We start from the raw sequence: 13,365 nt of genomic DNA on the forward strand, positions 1-13,365 counted from the left end.
ACGGTAGGCCCGATACCCGACACCTTTTGTCGGGGTTTCGCGCTCGGCCCACGAAAGTCCGCGGTCGCGTCCGCCCATGTGTCGAGCGGACGCGACCGCGGCCCTTCTGTGGCTGGTCGCGCCGTTCCCCGCGCCCCTTACGGAGCCGGTGTGTCCTGGAGAACCCCGTCCTCCAGCAGCAACCACCGGGTGACGCCGATCGACTCGAGGAACGGCAGGTCATGGCTCGCCACGATCAGCGCGCCCTCGTACGACTCCAGGGCCGACGTCAGCTGCCGCACGCTCGCCATGTCCAGGTTGTTCGTCGGCTCGTCGAGCATCAGCAGCTGCGGCGCCGGCTCGGCGAGCATCAGCGCGGCGAGCGTCGCGCGGAATCGTTCGCCGCCGGACAGGGTCGCCGCCCGCTGGTCGGCCCGCGCCCCCTTGAACAGGAAGCGGGCCAGCCGGGCCCGGATCCGGTTGTTGGTGGCGTCCGGCGCGAACCGGGCCACGTTCTCGGCGACGGTCGCCTCGTCGTCCAGTACGTCGAGGCGCTGCGGCAGAAAACGCAGCGGCACATGCGGTGTCGCCTCGCCCTCGACCGCCGCCAGCTCGCCGGCGACGGTCCGCAGCAGCGTCGTCTTGCCCGCGCCGTTGCGGCCGATCAGAGCGATGCGTTCGGGCCCGCGCAGCTCGAACTCGCCGTCCACGCGCGCCCCGTAGGCCAGGCGCAGCTCGCGCAGGGTCAGCACGGACCGGCCCGGCGGGACGGCGGTGTACGGCAGGTCGACCCGGATCTCGTCGTCGTCGCGCACCGCCTCCACGGCCTCGTCCAGCCGCTCCTTCGCATCGGTGAGTTTCTCCTCGTGCATGATGCGGTGCTTGCCGGCGGAGACCTGCGCCGCCCGCTTGCGCGCACCCATCACGATCTTCGGTTCGCGCTTGCTGTCCCACATCTTCTGCCCGTAGCGCTTGCGCCGCGCCAACTTGACCTGGGCGTCGGCCAGTTCACGCTTCTGCTTCTTCAGATCGGACTCGGCGACCCGGACCATCCGCTCCGCCGCCTCCTGCTCGGCGGCGAGCGCCTCCTCGTACGCGGACAGGTTCCCGCCGTACCAGACGACCTCGCCGCCCCGCAGATCGGCGATCTGGTCGACGCGGTCGAGGAGTTCACGGTCATGGCTGACCACGACCATGACCCCGGACCAGCCGTCCACGGCCGCGTACAGGCGCTGCCGTGCGTGCAGATCGAGGTTGTTCGTCGGCTCGTCGAGGAGGAGCACGTCGGGCCGGCGCAGCAGCAGCGCCGCCAGCCGCAGCAGCACCGACTCGCCGCCGGACACCTCGCCGATGGTGCGGTCCAGGTCGATGTGGCCCAGGCCGAGTTCGCCGAGCAGGGCGCTCGCGCGCTCCTCGACGTCCCAGTCGTCGCCGACGACGGTGAAGTTCTCCTCGCGCACGTCACCCGCCTCGATGGCGTGCAGCGCGGTCCGGATGCCGGCGATGCCGAGCGCCTCGTCGACACGGAAGGCCGTGTCGAGGGTGACGTTCTGCGGGAGGTAGCCGATCTCGCCGGACACCCGCACGGTGCCCTCGACCGGTTTCAGTTCACCGGCGATCAGCTTCAACAGGGTTGATTTCCCTGACCCGTTGACGCCGATGAGGCCGGTGCGGCCCGGCCCGAAGGCGACCTGCAGGCCGTCGAAGACGCCGGTGCCGTCCGGCCAGGCGTACGAGAGCGCGGTGACGGCGATCGACGTGGCGGCGGGGCTGTGGGAATGGGGGGAGGACATGGACATGAGGGCCTCGCGGTTGCTCGGTGCGAACGGTGGCGGTGTGACGCGTTCGAGACATCGCGGGCCACGGGCAACAAAAAAGGCCTGTACCGGCGGGGAGGACGGCTCGGATGCCGAGGTCTCACACGACGACATGGACGCGACGGGCAACACGTGAAGAAACGTGCGCGGCGTGACATGCGCGGTGTCTCAGGACCTCAGACGAGCAACGTCCTTCTCCTATCGACGGCAACAGAACCGCTATACACCGTAAGAGCCTGTCCTCGGAGGTGTCAACCGATTACCGTGACGGGCGTGCCCCATGGCTCCCTCTCCGTGCCCGCCCGCCTCTTCCTCCTGGCGTACGACACCGGCAAGGGCCGGATCGCCGGCGCCCCCGACCTGCCGCTCGCGGTCCGCGCCGCGGTCCTCGCGGAGCTCGCCGGGCGGGAGCTCGTCCACGACGCGGACGGCATCGTGACCCCGGTGCTCGGCGTCCGGACCGGCGACGCCGTCCTCGACCAGCTCCTGGAACTCATCGAGGAGTCGCGGCCCAGGAAATGGCGCGGCTGGATCACCCACCGGGCCCGCTCCACGCACGCGCTGGTCCGGCAGGGCCTGGTCGCGGACGGGTATCTGCACCCGGGAAGGGGCCGCGTCCTCGGTCTCTTCCCCCGCGCGGAGCACGCGCTGCAACGGGCGGGATACGTCGAGGTGCTGCGCGCGGAGGTGCTCGGCGCGCTGGCGGACCGTACGCCGCCCGACGCGGTGCCCCGCGACGACGCGACCCTGGCCGTCCTGGCCGCCGCGGGCCACCTCCGCACCCTCCTCACCCCCGCGACCGCCGCCGCCGGACCGCCCGCCTCGCGGCCCTGACCCTGACCGCGGGCCCGCACCTCCCACCGATCAGCAGGGCCCTGGAGTCAGCGGTGAGATCAGCGGAAGCGGCAAGATCCTCCGGATCGGGCGGCTAGCGTCCCGCAAGGGGCGCGGGGAGTCGCGCGCTCAGCCACGCACGACGCGCACCCGCCAGAATCACCGCCCCCGCCGACCGGATCGGCGACCTGACACCGGCCCCGGGCGACGGACGGATCGGCCCGAGGGGCCCGGGAACAGCGCACCCAGCCACACACACCCCGCACCGGCCGACACCACCCCACCCGCCTCACGATCCCGCGCTGTTGGTCGAGCGAGACGTGGTGGTGCTCGGCGAGCGCGGCGGCGAACAGGCGGCGCAGCGCGGGCCGGAGCACGGCGCCCGTCCCGCCCCTCGTGCCCCATGCCCCCTGCACAACGCGTCCCACGCCTGTTCACCGCACCCTGGCATCCACCGGCACGGCTGTCAGCCGCTTCCCGGAGGCGGGGTCAGCACGCGTCGCGCAGCAGCTCCGCCAGATCGCCGTCCACGTCCACGTGCAGGTACTCCTCGCCGACCGGCACCAGCTCCGTCGTGTCCGTGAGGAAGCGCTCCAGCTCGCCCGTGCGGATGTGCACGATCGCGGTGCCCTCCACGGCGTGGAACTCCAGGACCGTCCGGTCGTAGCCGTAGGGCCGGACGCGCACGTCACCCGCGCCCGCCGGCTCCGTCACCCCGGAGGTCAGCAGCTCGCGCGCGAAGGTCCAGCAGACCTCGACGCCTTCCAGGGTGGCCGGGGCAGGGAAGGACATGTGCACGGCGAACGGGTCGCGCGCGTCGTAGCCCAACGTCGCGGGAATGCTCGCCATGCGCGGCGCGGCGGCGACGAGACGGGCCTCTACGGCTTGCTCGATGACGATGGACAACGCCTGCTCCCTTGTGACGACTGGCGGACGACGGCGGACGGTCGGACGGCCTCACTTGAATAGACGACGGAACGCGGAAATCCGTGCACCTCAGGACCGACGAAAAACGAGTGACCTCTGTCACCGGTTTCATTCAAGGTGCTCTGGACCACCACAGGGGCGGTGGGCTAGCTTCGCGCGCCATGAGGCGACTGAGGACAGTGAGGGCAGCGGGAAGCACGGGGCGCAGGGGGAAGCGAGGCAGAGCGGGACGGACCGTGTCGGTCCTGGCGGTGACGGCTCTCTCGGCGCTCGCGCTGGGCGCCGCACCGGGCCCCGCCGCCGCCCGCACCCCGGCGTGGAAGCTGACGGACACGCACACCGACGCCCGGTTCCGGGGCCTGGCCGCCGTCGACCGGAGCACGGCGTGGGTCGCCGGGACGAAGGGCACCGTGCTGCGCACCACGGACGGCGGCGCGCACTGGAAGTCCGTGTCGCCGCCGGACGCCGGCGAGCTGGAGTTCCGCGACGTCGAGGCGTTCGACGCCCGCCGCGCGGTGGTCCTGGCCATCGGGGAGGGCGAGGCGTCCCGGATCTTCCGTACGCAGGACGGCGGCGCGACCTGGACGGAGTCGTTCCGCAACACCGACCCGAAGGCGTTCTACGACTGCGTGACGTTCTTCGACCGGCGCCACGGCCTCGCGATGAGCGATCCGGTCGACGGCAGGTACCGCATCCTGTCGACCGGCGACGGCGGCCGCTCCTGGCGGGTGCTGCCGACCGCCGGGATGCCGCCCGCGCAGACCGGCGAGGCGGGCTTCGCCGCGTCCGGCCAGTGCCTGGTGGCGTCCGGCCCGAAGGACGTCTGGCTGGCCACCGGCGGCGGCGCGGCATCCCGCGTGCTGCACTCCGCCGACCGCGGCCTGACCTGGACCGCGAGCGAGGCCCCGATCCCGGCGGGCGACCCGGCGCGCGGCGTCTTCGGCCTCGCCTTCCGCGACCGGACGCACGGCATCGCGGTGGGCGGCGACTACCGCGCCGACCAGCCCTCGCCGCGGGCCGCCGCGGTCACCGGCGACGCGGGCCGCACCTGGACGGCGTCGGCGCAGCCCCCGCCGGCCTACCGCTCCGGCGTCGCCTGGCTCCCGCACAGCCGGGGCGCCGCCCTCGCCGTCGGCCCGACCGGCACCGACCTCACCACGGACGCGGGCCGCACCTGGCGCACCGTGGACCCGGGCTCGTACGACACCGTCGACTGCACGCGCGACGGTGCCTGCTGGGCGGCGGGCGAGAAAGGCCGGGTGGCCCGCCTCCAGCACTGACCGGAAGCGCTAGCCGGGAGGCAACTGCTCCTGGAAACGGGCGAGTTCGGGCGCGGTCCGGGCCGCGACGAACTCGCTCACCCGGTACGCGCACACCCCGCCGGTCACGAAGGGGTCGCTCGCCGTGATCCGCTCGATCGTCGCGCGGTCGGCCCCCGCGGCGATGATGATGCCGCCCTCGCGCGGCTCCTTGCGGCCCGCGGCGAGGAAGGCCCCCGCCCCGAACTGCTCGTCGAGCCAGGCGCGATGCGCGTCCAGAAGGGCGTCGACGCTCTCCAGCGGTGCGGTGTACGTCAATTCCAGTACAAACATGATCGGCAGACTACCGGCGGTCTTGTGGGGATCGTTGAAATGTGCATGATCTACGCGTATGGCGATGCCGGGACGACCGACACAGGACGCGGCGCGCGGGGCGGCCGCGATCGGCCTGCGCGGGGTGCGCAAGACCTTCGGTGACGTGCGTGCCGTCGACGGCGTCGAACTCGACGTCGCCGAGGGCGAGTTCTTCTCGCTGCTCGGCCCGTCCGGGTCCGGGAAGACGACCGTGCTGCGGCTGATCGCCGGGTTCGAGACACCGACGAGCGGCACCGTCCTGCTCGACGGCGCCGACGTCACCCGCCGCGCCCCCTTCGAGCGCGACGTCACCACCGTCTTCCAGGACTACGCGCTGTTCCCGCACATGAGCGTCGAGCGGAACGTCGCCTACGGACTGAAGGTGCGCGGCGTCGGCCGCAGGAAGCAGGCCGAGCGGGCCCGCGCCGCCCTCGCGTCCGTCCGCCTCGAAGGCCTGGGCGGCCGCAGGCCCGGACAGCTCTCCGGCGGTCAGCGTCAACGCGTCGCGCTGGCAAGGGCGTTGGTGGTGCGCCCCCGCGTCCTGCTGCTCGACGAACCGCTCGGCGCCCTCGACCTCAAACTGCGCGAACAGATGCAGACCGAGCTCAAGGAACTCCAGCGCGACGTCGGCATCACCTTCGTGCTCGTCACCCACGACCAGGCCGAGGCCCTCGCGCTCAGCGACCGGATCGCCGTCATGAACGCCGGACGCGTCGAACAGGTCGGTACACCGGGGGAGTTGTACGAGACGCCCGCCTCCGCCTTCGTCGCGTCCTTCGTCGGCACCTCCAACACCCTCACCGGTGCGGCCGCCGAGATGGTCGTGGGGGAATCCGGCACGTTCGGCATCAGACCGGAGAAGATCCGCGTCCTCGCCGCCGACGGCGGGCACGATCGCGGCGCGGGCCCCGCCCGGGACCACAGTGAGGTGCGCGGCACCGTCGCCGACGCCGTGTACCTCGGGGACAGCACCCGCGTCGTCGTCGACACCGACGCCGGCGCACGCTTCGTCGTCGTACGCCAGAACCTGGACACCACGGCGGCCGACGCCCTCGCCCTGCCGGGCAGCCGGGTCCTGCTGCGCTGGCACCGACGGCACAACGTCCCACTGAGCCACACGACTTGAGCGACTCACGCGAATCGACCGACAGGGAGACCTCGTGCGCGCAACCCGAACCCTCATGACCGCCGCCGCCCTCGGCGGACTGCTCCTCGTCACGGCCTGCGGCTCCTCCGACGACGGGGGAGGCGGAAGCGGCGCGCCCGGCGAACGGGGCTTCACCCCGCCGAAGCTCTCCGCGCCCGAGTCCCTCGGCAAGGCGGAGGGCAAGGTCAGTCTCATCGCCTGGGCCGGCTACGCCGAGGACGGCTCGAACGACCCGAAGATCGACTGGGTCACCCCCTTCGAGAAACGGACGGGCTGTCAGGTCAGCACCAAGGTCGCCGGGACCTCCGACGAGATGGTCAACCTCATGAAGACCGGCCAGTACGACGCCGTCTCCGCGTCCGGCGACGCCTCCCTGCGCCTGATCGCGTCCGGCGACGCGGCCCCCGTCAACACCGACCTCGTGCCCCACTACAAGGACATTTTCCCGGGGTTGAAGATGCAGCCCTGGAACTCCGTCAAGAACGTCGCCTACGGCATCCCGCACGGCCGCGGCGCCAACCTCCTCATGTACCGCACCGACAAGATCTCTCCGGCCCCCGACTCCTGGAAGGCCGTCTTCGACGACGCGGCGCGGCACAAGGGGAACGTCACGGCGTACGACTCGCCGATCTACATCGCCGACGCCGCGCTGTACCTGATGAAGACGGAGCCCGGCCTCGGCATCAAGGACCCCTACGCCCTCGACCAGAAACAGTTCGACGCCGCCGTGAGCCTGTTGAAGAAGCAGAACGCGAACGTCGGCGAGTACTGGAGCGACTACCTGAAGGAGATCTCCGCCTTCAAGAGCGGCGACTCGGTGATCGGCACCAGCTGGCAGGTCATCGTGAACACCGCCCGGGCCGAGAAGGCGCCCGTCGAGGCCGTCCTCCCGAAGGAGGGCGCCACCGGCTGGTCCGACACGTGGATGGTCTCCGCGAAGGCCCAGCACCCCAACTGCGCCTACAAATGGCTCGACTGGATCGTCTCGCCCCGGACCAACGCGCAGGTCGCCGAGTACTTCGGCGAGGCTCCCGCCAACGCGAAGGCCTGCGACGAGACCGCCGACAAGCAGCACTGCGCGACCTACCACGCCGACGACGCCGCGTACTGGAAGCAGGTCCACTTCTGGACCACGCCCATCCCGCAGTGCCTCGACGGACGCACCGACGTGACATGCGTGCCCTACGCGAAGTGGGTGCAGGCGTGGACCGAGATCAAGGGCTGAGGCGGTCGTGAAGAAGGTCGCCGGGACGCTGCACCGCAGCCCCCGGCTGCGCCTGGCCCTGCTCCTCGCGGCGCCCCTGACCTGGCTCGTCGTCGCCTATCTGGGGTCGCTCGCGGTGCTGTTCCTGTCGGGCCTGTGGACCACGGACCCGTTCACCTCGGACATCGTGCGCACCTGGACCCTGGACAACTTCACGGCCCTGTTCACGACGGACGTGTACCGCCAGGTCGCCCTGCGCAGCACGGCAGTCGCCCTCGCCGTCACGGCGCTGTGCGTCGTCCTCGCGTTCCCGATCGCCTTCTACACGGCGCGCGTCGCCCGGCCCCGGTGGCGCCCGCTGCTCGTCGTCGCCATCCTCATGCCGCTGTGGGCGAGCTATCTCGTCAAGGCGTACGCGTGGCGCGTCATGCTCGCCCAAGGGGGCCTGCTGGACTGGCTGTTGTCCCCGTTCGGGGTGGACGGTCCCGGCTACGGGCTCACCGCGACGGTCCTCGTCCTGACCTACCTCTGGCTGCCGTACATGATCCTGCCGATCCACGCGGGTCTCGAACGGATCCCCGACAGCCTGCTCGACGCCTCCGCCGACCTGGGCGCCCGCACCTGGCGCACCGTCCGCACGGTGCTGCTGCCGCTCGTCCTGCCGTCCGTCGCGGCGGGCTCCGTCTTCACGTTCTCGCTCAGCCTCGGCGACTACATCGCCGTCCAGATCGTCGGCGGCAAGACCCAGCTGATCGGCAACGTCGTCTACTCCAACATCACCCTGGACCTGCCGCTGGCCGCCGCCCTCGGCACCGTGCCGGTCGTCGTGATCGTCCTCTATCTGCTCGCGGTGCGCCGCACCGGCGCGCTCAGCAGCCTCTGAAGGGAGCCCGTGGTGCACCTGTCCCGCCCCGCGCGCATCGCGCTCCGCGTCGGCGCCCTGACCGGCTTCGCCGTCATCTACGTCCCGCTGCTCCTGGTCGTCGTCAACTCCCTGAACCGGGACCGCAGTTCGAGCTGGCCGCCGGACGGCTTCACCCTGCGATGGTGGCAGGACGCCTGGCACAGCGCGGGCGCCAGGGACGCCCTGTGGACGTCCGTGAAGGCGGGCCTCGGCGCCACCGTCATCGCCCTCGTCCTCGGCACCCTGATCGCCTTCGCGATCGCCCGGTACCGGTTCTTCGGTCGGGAGGCGCTCTCCTTCGCCGTCGTGCTGCCCATCGCGCTGCCCGGCATCATCACCGGCGTCGCCCTCAACACCGCTTTCCGCACGGTCCTGGAGCCCCTCGGCATCGGCCTCGGCCTGTTCACCGTCGTCGTCGGACACGCCACGTTCTGCGTCGTGGTCGTCTTCAACAACGTCGCCGCCCGGCTGCGCCGCCTCCCGGGCTCGTACGAGGAGGCGGCCATGGACCTGGGCGCCGACACGTTCCGGACGTTCCGCGACATCACGTTCCCGCTGACCCGCTCGGCGCTCGCGGCCGGCGGCCTGCTCGCGTTCGCGCTGTCCTTCGACGAGATCGTCGTGACCACCTTCACCGCGGGGGCGGGCGTGCAGACCCTGCCGATCTGGATCTTCTCCAACATGGCCCGCCCCCAGCAGGCCCCGGTGGTCAACGTGGTGGCCGTCGTCCTCGTCCTGCTGTCGGTGATCCCGGTGTACCTGGCCCAGCGGCTGTCCTCCGACACGGCGGCGGGCAGCCGGGTGTGACGACGGGTCAGTCCATGGCCTTCGCGAACAGCGGCACCACGTTCTTCAGCGCGTACTGGACCGAGAGCACCGAGTCGGTGGCGAAGGCGGAGCTGAGGTTCGTGTCGTCGAAGACGACCGAGTGACCCTTCTTCACCGCCGGGATCGCCCGGTACAGCGGGTCCGACTCGATCTTCTTCGCGGTGGTGCCGATCGGCGCCATCACCATCAGGTCCGCGTCGAGCATCTGGAGGTTCTCCTCCGACACCGGCACCGAGAACGCGGCGCCCGCCTTCTTCTCCACGGCCGCGTTGTTCTCGAAGCCGAGCCGCTCGACGAAGTCCAGCCGGCCGGTGCCGTGCACGTACGCGCCCCAGGCCGAGGCGGTGCGCGAACCGACCGTGATGCTCCGGCCCTTGAACTCCGGGTGCGCGGCGGCCGCGTCCGCGAACTGCCGCTCCGTGTCGTCGATCAGCTTCTCGCCCTTGTCGGGGACGCCGAGCGCCTGGGCGACCATGGTGGTCTGCTTCTCCCAGGAGATCTTGTACTGGTCGCCGCCCTTGGGCACACCGATGGTCGGCGCGATCTTGCTGAGGGTGTCGTAGCGCGTCTGGTCGCCGCTGGACTTGGTGTCGAGGATGAGGTCCGGCTCGAGCGCCGCGATCTTCTCGTACTCGGGCTCCAGCGTGCCGATCTTCTGCGGGGACTTGTCGTACGCGCCCTTGGCCCAGGGGCCGACGCCGTCGCCGCCGAAGGCCAGCCAGTCGCTCGCGCCGACCGGCTGCACGCCGAGCGCGAGGGCCGTCTCGGCGTCGCCCCAGCCGAGCGCGACGACGCGCCGGGGCTGCTCGTCGACCGTCACGGTGCCGAACTTGGTGGAGACCTTCGCGGGGAAGCTGCCCGCGGACTTCTGGGCGGCCGGGCCCGCCGCCTCGTCGTCGTTCGAGCCGCAGGCGGCGAGGGCGCCGGCGAGGGTCAGCGCGAGCGCGCCGCCGAGCAGCCGGCGGCGGGTGGTACGGGGGGTCCGGGTGGACATGAGGGGCTCTTTTCGCGGTTCTGTTGCGGGGGCGGGGTCACGGGTCGGGGTCACGGGGCGGCGTCGACGTGATGGCGCCCCATGGGGACGATCAGCGGGGTGCCGGACGCCGGGTCGGGGATGACGGTGCTGCGCAGCCCGAACACCTCGGCGACGAGGTCCTCGGTGACGACCTCGCGGGGCGCGCCCTCGGCGACGATGCGCCCGTCTTTCATGGCGACGAGGTGGTCGGCGTAGCGGCAGGCCAGGTTGAGGTCGTGCAGGACGACGACGAGCGTGACGCCGCGCTGCCGGTTGAGGTCGGTGAGCAGGTCGAGGACGTCGAGCTGGTGGCTGATGTCGAGATAGGTCGTCGGCTCGTCGAGCAGCAGCAGTTCCGTCTCCTGGGCCAGGGCCATGGCGATCCAGACGCGCTGGCGCTGGCCGCCGGAGAGCTCGTCGATCGACCGGTCCGCGAGATCGAGGACGTCCGTCGCCGCCAGCGCGGTGGCCACCGCCTCGTCGTCGGCGGGCGTCCAGCGCCGGAACCAGCCCTGGTGCGGATACCGGCCCCGGCCCACCAGGTCGGCGACGGTGATCGACTCGGGCGCGACCGGGGTCTGCGGCAGCACGCCGAGCACCGCGGCCACGTCCTTGGTGGACATGGCGTGCACGCTGCGCCCGTCGAGCAGGACCGTGCCCGCCGTCGGGGTGAGCAGCCGGGCCATCGACCGCAGCAGCGTCGACTTGCCGCAGGCGTTCGGGCCGACCACGACGGTGATCCGGCCGGGCGGGACGTCGACGTCCAGCGCGGAGACGATGCGGCGCTCGCCGTAGCCGAGTTCGAGGCCGCGGGCCTGCAGGGTGTGCGGGGAAGCCACGGGGGTCTCCGGTTCGTCGAGGGCGTCGGGACGGGACAGGTGCGGTGCGGGGCGCATGGTCAGCCGCCCTGCCCGACCCGGTTGGCCCGGGCCAGCAGCCACAGCAGGTACGGGGCGCCGATCACACTCGTCACGATGCCGACGGGCAGCTGGGTGCCGGGCAGCACGTGCTGGCCCGCGAAGTCGGCGACGGTCACCAGGAGCGCGCCGGTCAGGGCGGAGGGCAGCAGGGCCGCACCCTGCCCCGGCACCAGGCGCCGGGCGATCGGCGGCGACACGAACGCGACGAAGCCGACGGGGCCCGCCGCGGCCGTCGCCACCCCGGCCAGCGCGGTGGCACAGGCGAGCAGGGCGAGCCGGTCCCGCTCGACCCGTGAGCCGAGCCCGCCTGCCGTGTCGTCGCCGAGCTGCAGCGCGGACAGCGCGCGGGCGGCCACGACGGTCAGCGGCACGAGCACCGCGGCGCCGACGAGCAGCGGCCAGAACTGCGGCCAGGAGCGGCCGTTGAGGCTCCCGGCCAGCCACAGGAACGCGGTCTGCGCCTCCGTCACGTCCGAGCGCGTCATCTGGTACGAGATCACGCTCGACAGGCCGGTACCGACGCCGAGCCCGATCAGGACGAGCCGGTAGCCGGTGACGCCCTTGCGCCAGGCGAGCAGGTAGACGGCTGCGCCGGTGACCAGGGCGCCGGACAGTGCCACGAACGACAGGGGCGTACCGCTCAGGCCGGCGAGCCCGCCGGCCAGCACGACGGCCGCGCCCGCGCCGGAGCTGACGCCGATGATGTCGGGGCTGGCGAGCGGATTGCGCAGCAGGGTCTGGAAGACCGCGCCGGACAGGCCGAAGCAGCAGCCGACGAGCAGCGCCAGCAGGGCGCGCGGCAGGCGCAGTTCGAGCACCACGAAGCGGGTGCCGCTGTCGCCCCCGCCGAACAGGGTGGCGACCACGTCGCGCAGCGGGAGCGTGTAGTCGCCGAAGCTCAGCGAGACGCACAGCGCGGCGAACGCGGCCACGGCGAGGGTGGCGGTCACGGCGGTGAAGCGGGCACGCCGGCGCCGGCGTACGGACACGACACGGGCGGTGGCGGCGTGCAGGGCGGTGCCGGTCACAGCTCCACCGTCTTCCTGCGCCGCACGAGCACGACGAACGGCACGGCGCCGAGCGCGGCCGTCATCACGCCGACCTGGACCTCGCCGGGCCGCGCGACGAGCCGTCCGGCGACATCGGCGAGGAGCAGCGCGGCCGGGGCGAGCAGCGCGCTGCAGGGCAGGATCCACCGGTAGTCGGGCCCGGTGATCAGGCGCACCGCGTGCGGCACGGCCAGGCCCACGAAGGCGATCGGTCCGGCGATCACGGTCGCGGCCCCGCACAGCAGGACCACGCAGGCCGCGGCGCCGATCCGGGCCAGGGCGATCCGCTGGCCGAGCCCGCGGGCCGTGTCGTCGCCCAGGGCCAGGGTGTTGAGCTGCGGGCCGAGCGCGAGGGCGAGCACGACCCCCACGGCGACGAACGGCAGCGCCTGCCACAGCACGTCCGGCTCCCGGCCGTTCAACGCCCCCACCTGCCAGAACCGGAACTGGTCGAAGGTCTGGCGGTCGGTGAGCAGCATCGCGCTGGTCAGGGCACCGAGGGCGGCGGCCACGGCCGCGCCGGACAGGGCGAGCTTCACGGGCGTCGCGCCCTCGCGGCCCAGGCTGCCGATCCCGTAGACGAGGACGGCGGCGAGACAGGCGCCGAGGAAGCCGAACCAGATGTACTGCCGCGGCTCGGTCAGGGCGAGCACGCTGATCGCGAAGACCACGAAGACGGAGGCGCCTGCGTTGACGCCCAACAGGCCCGGGTCGGCGAGCGGGTTGCGCGCCACGCCCTGCATCACGGCGCCCGCCAGACCGAGCGCGGCGCCGGCCATCAGGCCCGCGGCGGTGCGCGGGATCCGCACCTCCTGGACGATCAGCTGGGCGCGGACGCCGCGGTCGGGGTGGAAGAGCCCCGCGACCACGTCGGCGAGCGGGACCCGGCCCGAGCCGACGGCGAGGCTGAGGCCGGTCGCGGCCAGCAGGAGCACGGCGAGTGCTCCGAGGCCGAGCAGCGACCGCGCGGTGCCGCGGCGGCGGGCCACGGGGGCCGTGTCCCACAGGGTGAGTTGCACTGGTTCGTCGTTCCTTGTCCACCGGATGCCGCGCAGGGCGACAGGTGCCGGAACCACGCGTTCCAGGCGTTAGGTGAGCCTAACCTAACATCGGATAAGGTTCATTCGA

13 protein-coding genes are annotated in these 13,365 nt (G+C 72.3%); 6 read left to right on the forward strand and 7 right to left on the reverse strand.

The window, feature by feature from the left end:
* Positions 1 to 137: 137 nt before the first annotated feature.
* A complete protein-coding gene (locus ACVHNB_RS13475; RefSeq protein WP_456228173.1) occupies positions 138 to 1,772 on the reverse strand; it encodes an ABC-F family ATP-binding cassette domain-containing protein in 1,635 nt (544 codons plus the stop codon).
* A 297-nt stretch (positions 1,773 to 2,069) separates the two neighbouring features.
* Here ACVHNB_RS13475 and ACVHNB_RS13480 point away from each other — a divergent pair, with 297 nt between their 5' ends.
* Positions 2,070 to 2,630 (forward strand): GOLPH3/VPS74 family protein, encoded by a 561-nt coding sequence (locus ACVHNB_RS13480; protein ID WP_456228174.1) that lies wholly within the window; start codon positions 2,070 to 2,072, stop codon positions 2,628 to 2,630.
* Between the two features lie 489 nt (positions 2,631 to 3,119).
* Here the strand turns inward: ACVHNB_RS13480 and ssgD are convergent, their stop codons facing one another.
* Positions 3,120 to 3,536, reverse strand: coding sequence for a spore wall synthesis regulator SsgD (gene ssgD / locus ACVHNB_RS13485; RefSeq protein WP_428951050.1), 417 nt, complete (start codon positions 3,534 to 3,536; stop codon positions 3,120 to 3,122).
* 182 nt (positions 3,537 to 3,718) lie between these two features.
* Between ssgD and ACVHNB_RS13490 the strand changes: the two genes are divergently transcribed.
* On the forward strand, positions 3,719 to 4,837 hold the full coding sequence (locus tag ACVHNB_RS13490) for a WD40/YVTN/BNR-like repeat-containing protein (protein WP_456228175.1): 1,119 nt from the start codon (positions 3,719 to 3,721) through the stop codon (positions 4,835 to 4,837).
* Between the two features lie 9 nt (positions 4,838 to 4,846).
* Here ACVHNB_RS13490 and ACVHNB_RS13495 read toward each other — a convergent pair whose 3' ends face one another.
* On the reverse strand, positions 4,847 to 5,149 hold the full coding sequence (locus ACVHNB_RS13495; RefSeq protein ID WP_456228176.1) for a YciI family protein: 303 nt from the start codon (positions 5,147 to 5,149) through the stop codon (positions 4,847 to 4,849).
* A 64-nt stretch (positions 5,150 to 5,213) separates the two neighbouring features.
* Between ACVHNB_RS13495 and ACVHNB_RS13500 the strand changes: the two genes are divergently transcribed.
* Genes ACVHNB_RS13500 through ACVHNB_RS13515 form a run of 4 tightly spaced genes read left to right on the forward strand, consistent with a single transcriptional unit; the run spans position 5,214 to position 9,232 of the window.
* On the forward strand, positions 5,214 to 6,296 hold the full coding sequence (locus ACVHNB_RS13500; RefSeq protein WP_456228177.1) for an ABC transporter ATP-binding protein: 1,083 nt from the start codon (positions 5,214 to 5,216) through the stop codon (positions 6,294 to 6,296).
* A 34-nt stretch (positions 6,297 to 6,330) separates the two neighbouring features.
* Positions 6,331 to 7,542, forward strand: coding sequence for an ABC transporter substrate-binding protein (locus tag ACVHNB_RS13505; RefSeq protein WP_428951045.1), 1,212 nt, complete (start codon positions 6,331 to 6,333; stop codon positions 7,540 to 7,542).
* A gap of 7 nt (positions 7,543 to 7,549) precedes the next feature.
* Positions 7,550 to 8,404, forward strand: coding sequence for an ABC transporter permease (locus tag ACVHNB_RS13510; RefSeq protein WP_456228178.1), 855 nt, complete (start codon positions 7,550 to 7,552; stop codon positions 8,402 to 8,404).
* Between the two features lie 12 nt (positions 8,405 to 8,416).
* Entirely contained in the window at positions 8,417 to 9,232 is an 816-nt protein-coding gene (locus ACVHNB_RS13515) for an ABC transporter permease (RefSeq protein ID WP_428951043.1), read from the forward strand.
* 7 nt (positions 9,233 to 9,239) lie between these two features.
* Here ACVHNB_RS13515 and ACVHNB_RS13520 read toward each other — a convergent pair whose 3' ends face one another.
* The 4 genes from ACVHNB_RS13520 to ACVHNB_RS13535 are packed head-to-tail and all read right to left on the reverse strand — an operon-like array spanning position 9,240 to position 13,256.
* Positions 9,240 to 10,247, reverse strand: coding sequence for an iron-siderophore ABC transporter substrate-binding protein (locus tag ACVHNB_RS13520; protein ID WP_428951042.1), 1,008 nt, complete (start codon positions 10,245 to 10,247; stop codon positions 9,240 to 9,242).
* Positions 10,248 to 10,297: 50 nt separating this feature from the next.
* The gene (locus tag ACVHNB_RS13525) at positions 10,298 to 11,164 is read right to left on the reverse strand and encodes an ABC transporter ATP-binding protein (protein WP_428951041.1); all 867 of its coding nucleotides are present in this window, start codon (positions 11,162 to 11,164) and stop codon (positions 10,298 to 10,300) included.
* A 2-nt stretch (positions 11,165 to 11,166) separates the two neighbouring features.
* Positions 11,167 to 12,216, reverse strand: coding sequence for a FecCD family ABC transporter permease (locus tag ACVHNB_RS13530; RefSeq protein ID WP_428951040.1), 1,050 nt, complete (start codon positions 12,214 to 12,216; stop codon positions 11,167 to 11,169).
* Positions 12,213 to 13,256: a FecCD family ABC transporter permease gene (locus ACVHNB_RS13535; protein WP_428951039.1), complete on the reverse strand. Its 1,044-nt coding sequence runs from the start codon at positions 13,254 to 13,256 to the stop codon at positions 12,213 to 12,215. Before ACVHNB_RS13535 ends, ACVHNB_RS13530 begins: the two co-directional genes overlap by 4 nt.
* Positions 13,257 to 13,365: the final 109 nt, after the last annotated feature.

The sequence above is a fragment of the Streptomyces sp. YJ-C3 genome, assembly GCF_053891275.1.

Bases quoted from the DNA above. Each gene is read 5' to 3' on its own strand.
- ACVHNB_RS13475 (WP_456228173.1), bottom strand. From the start codon at position 1,772: ATGTCCTCCCCCCATTCCCACAGCCCCGCCGCCACGTCGATCGCCGTC.
- ACVHNB_RS13490 (WP_456228175.1), top strand. From the start codon at position 3,719: ATGAGGCGACTGAGGACAGTGAGGGCAGCGGGAAGCACGGGGCGCAGG.
- ACVHNB_RS13495 (WP_456228176.1), bottom strand. From the start codon at position 5,149: ATGTTTGTACTGGAATTGACGTACACCGCACCGCTGGAGAGCGTCGAC.
- ACVHNB_RS13500 (WP_456228177.1), top strand. From the start codon at position 5,214: ATGCCGGGACGACCGACACAGGACGCGGCGCGCGGGGCGGCCGCGATC.
- ACVHNB_RS13520 (WP_428951042.1), bottom strand. From the start codon at position 10,247: ATGTCCACCCGGACCCCCCGTACCACCCGCCGCCGGCTGCTCGGCGGC.
- ACVHNB_RS13525 (WP_428951041.1), bottom strand. From the start codon at position 11,164: ATGCGCCCCGCACCGCACCTGTCCCGTCCCGACGCCCTCGACGAACCG.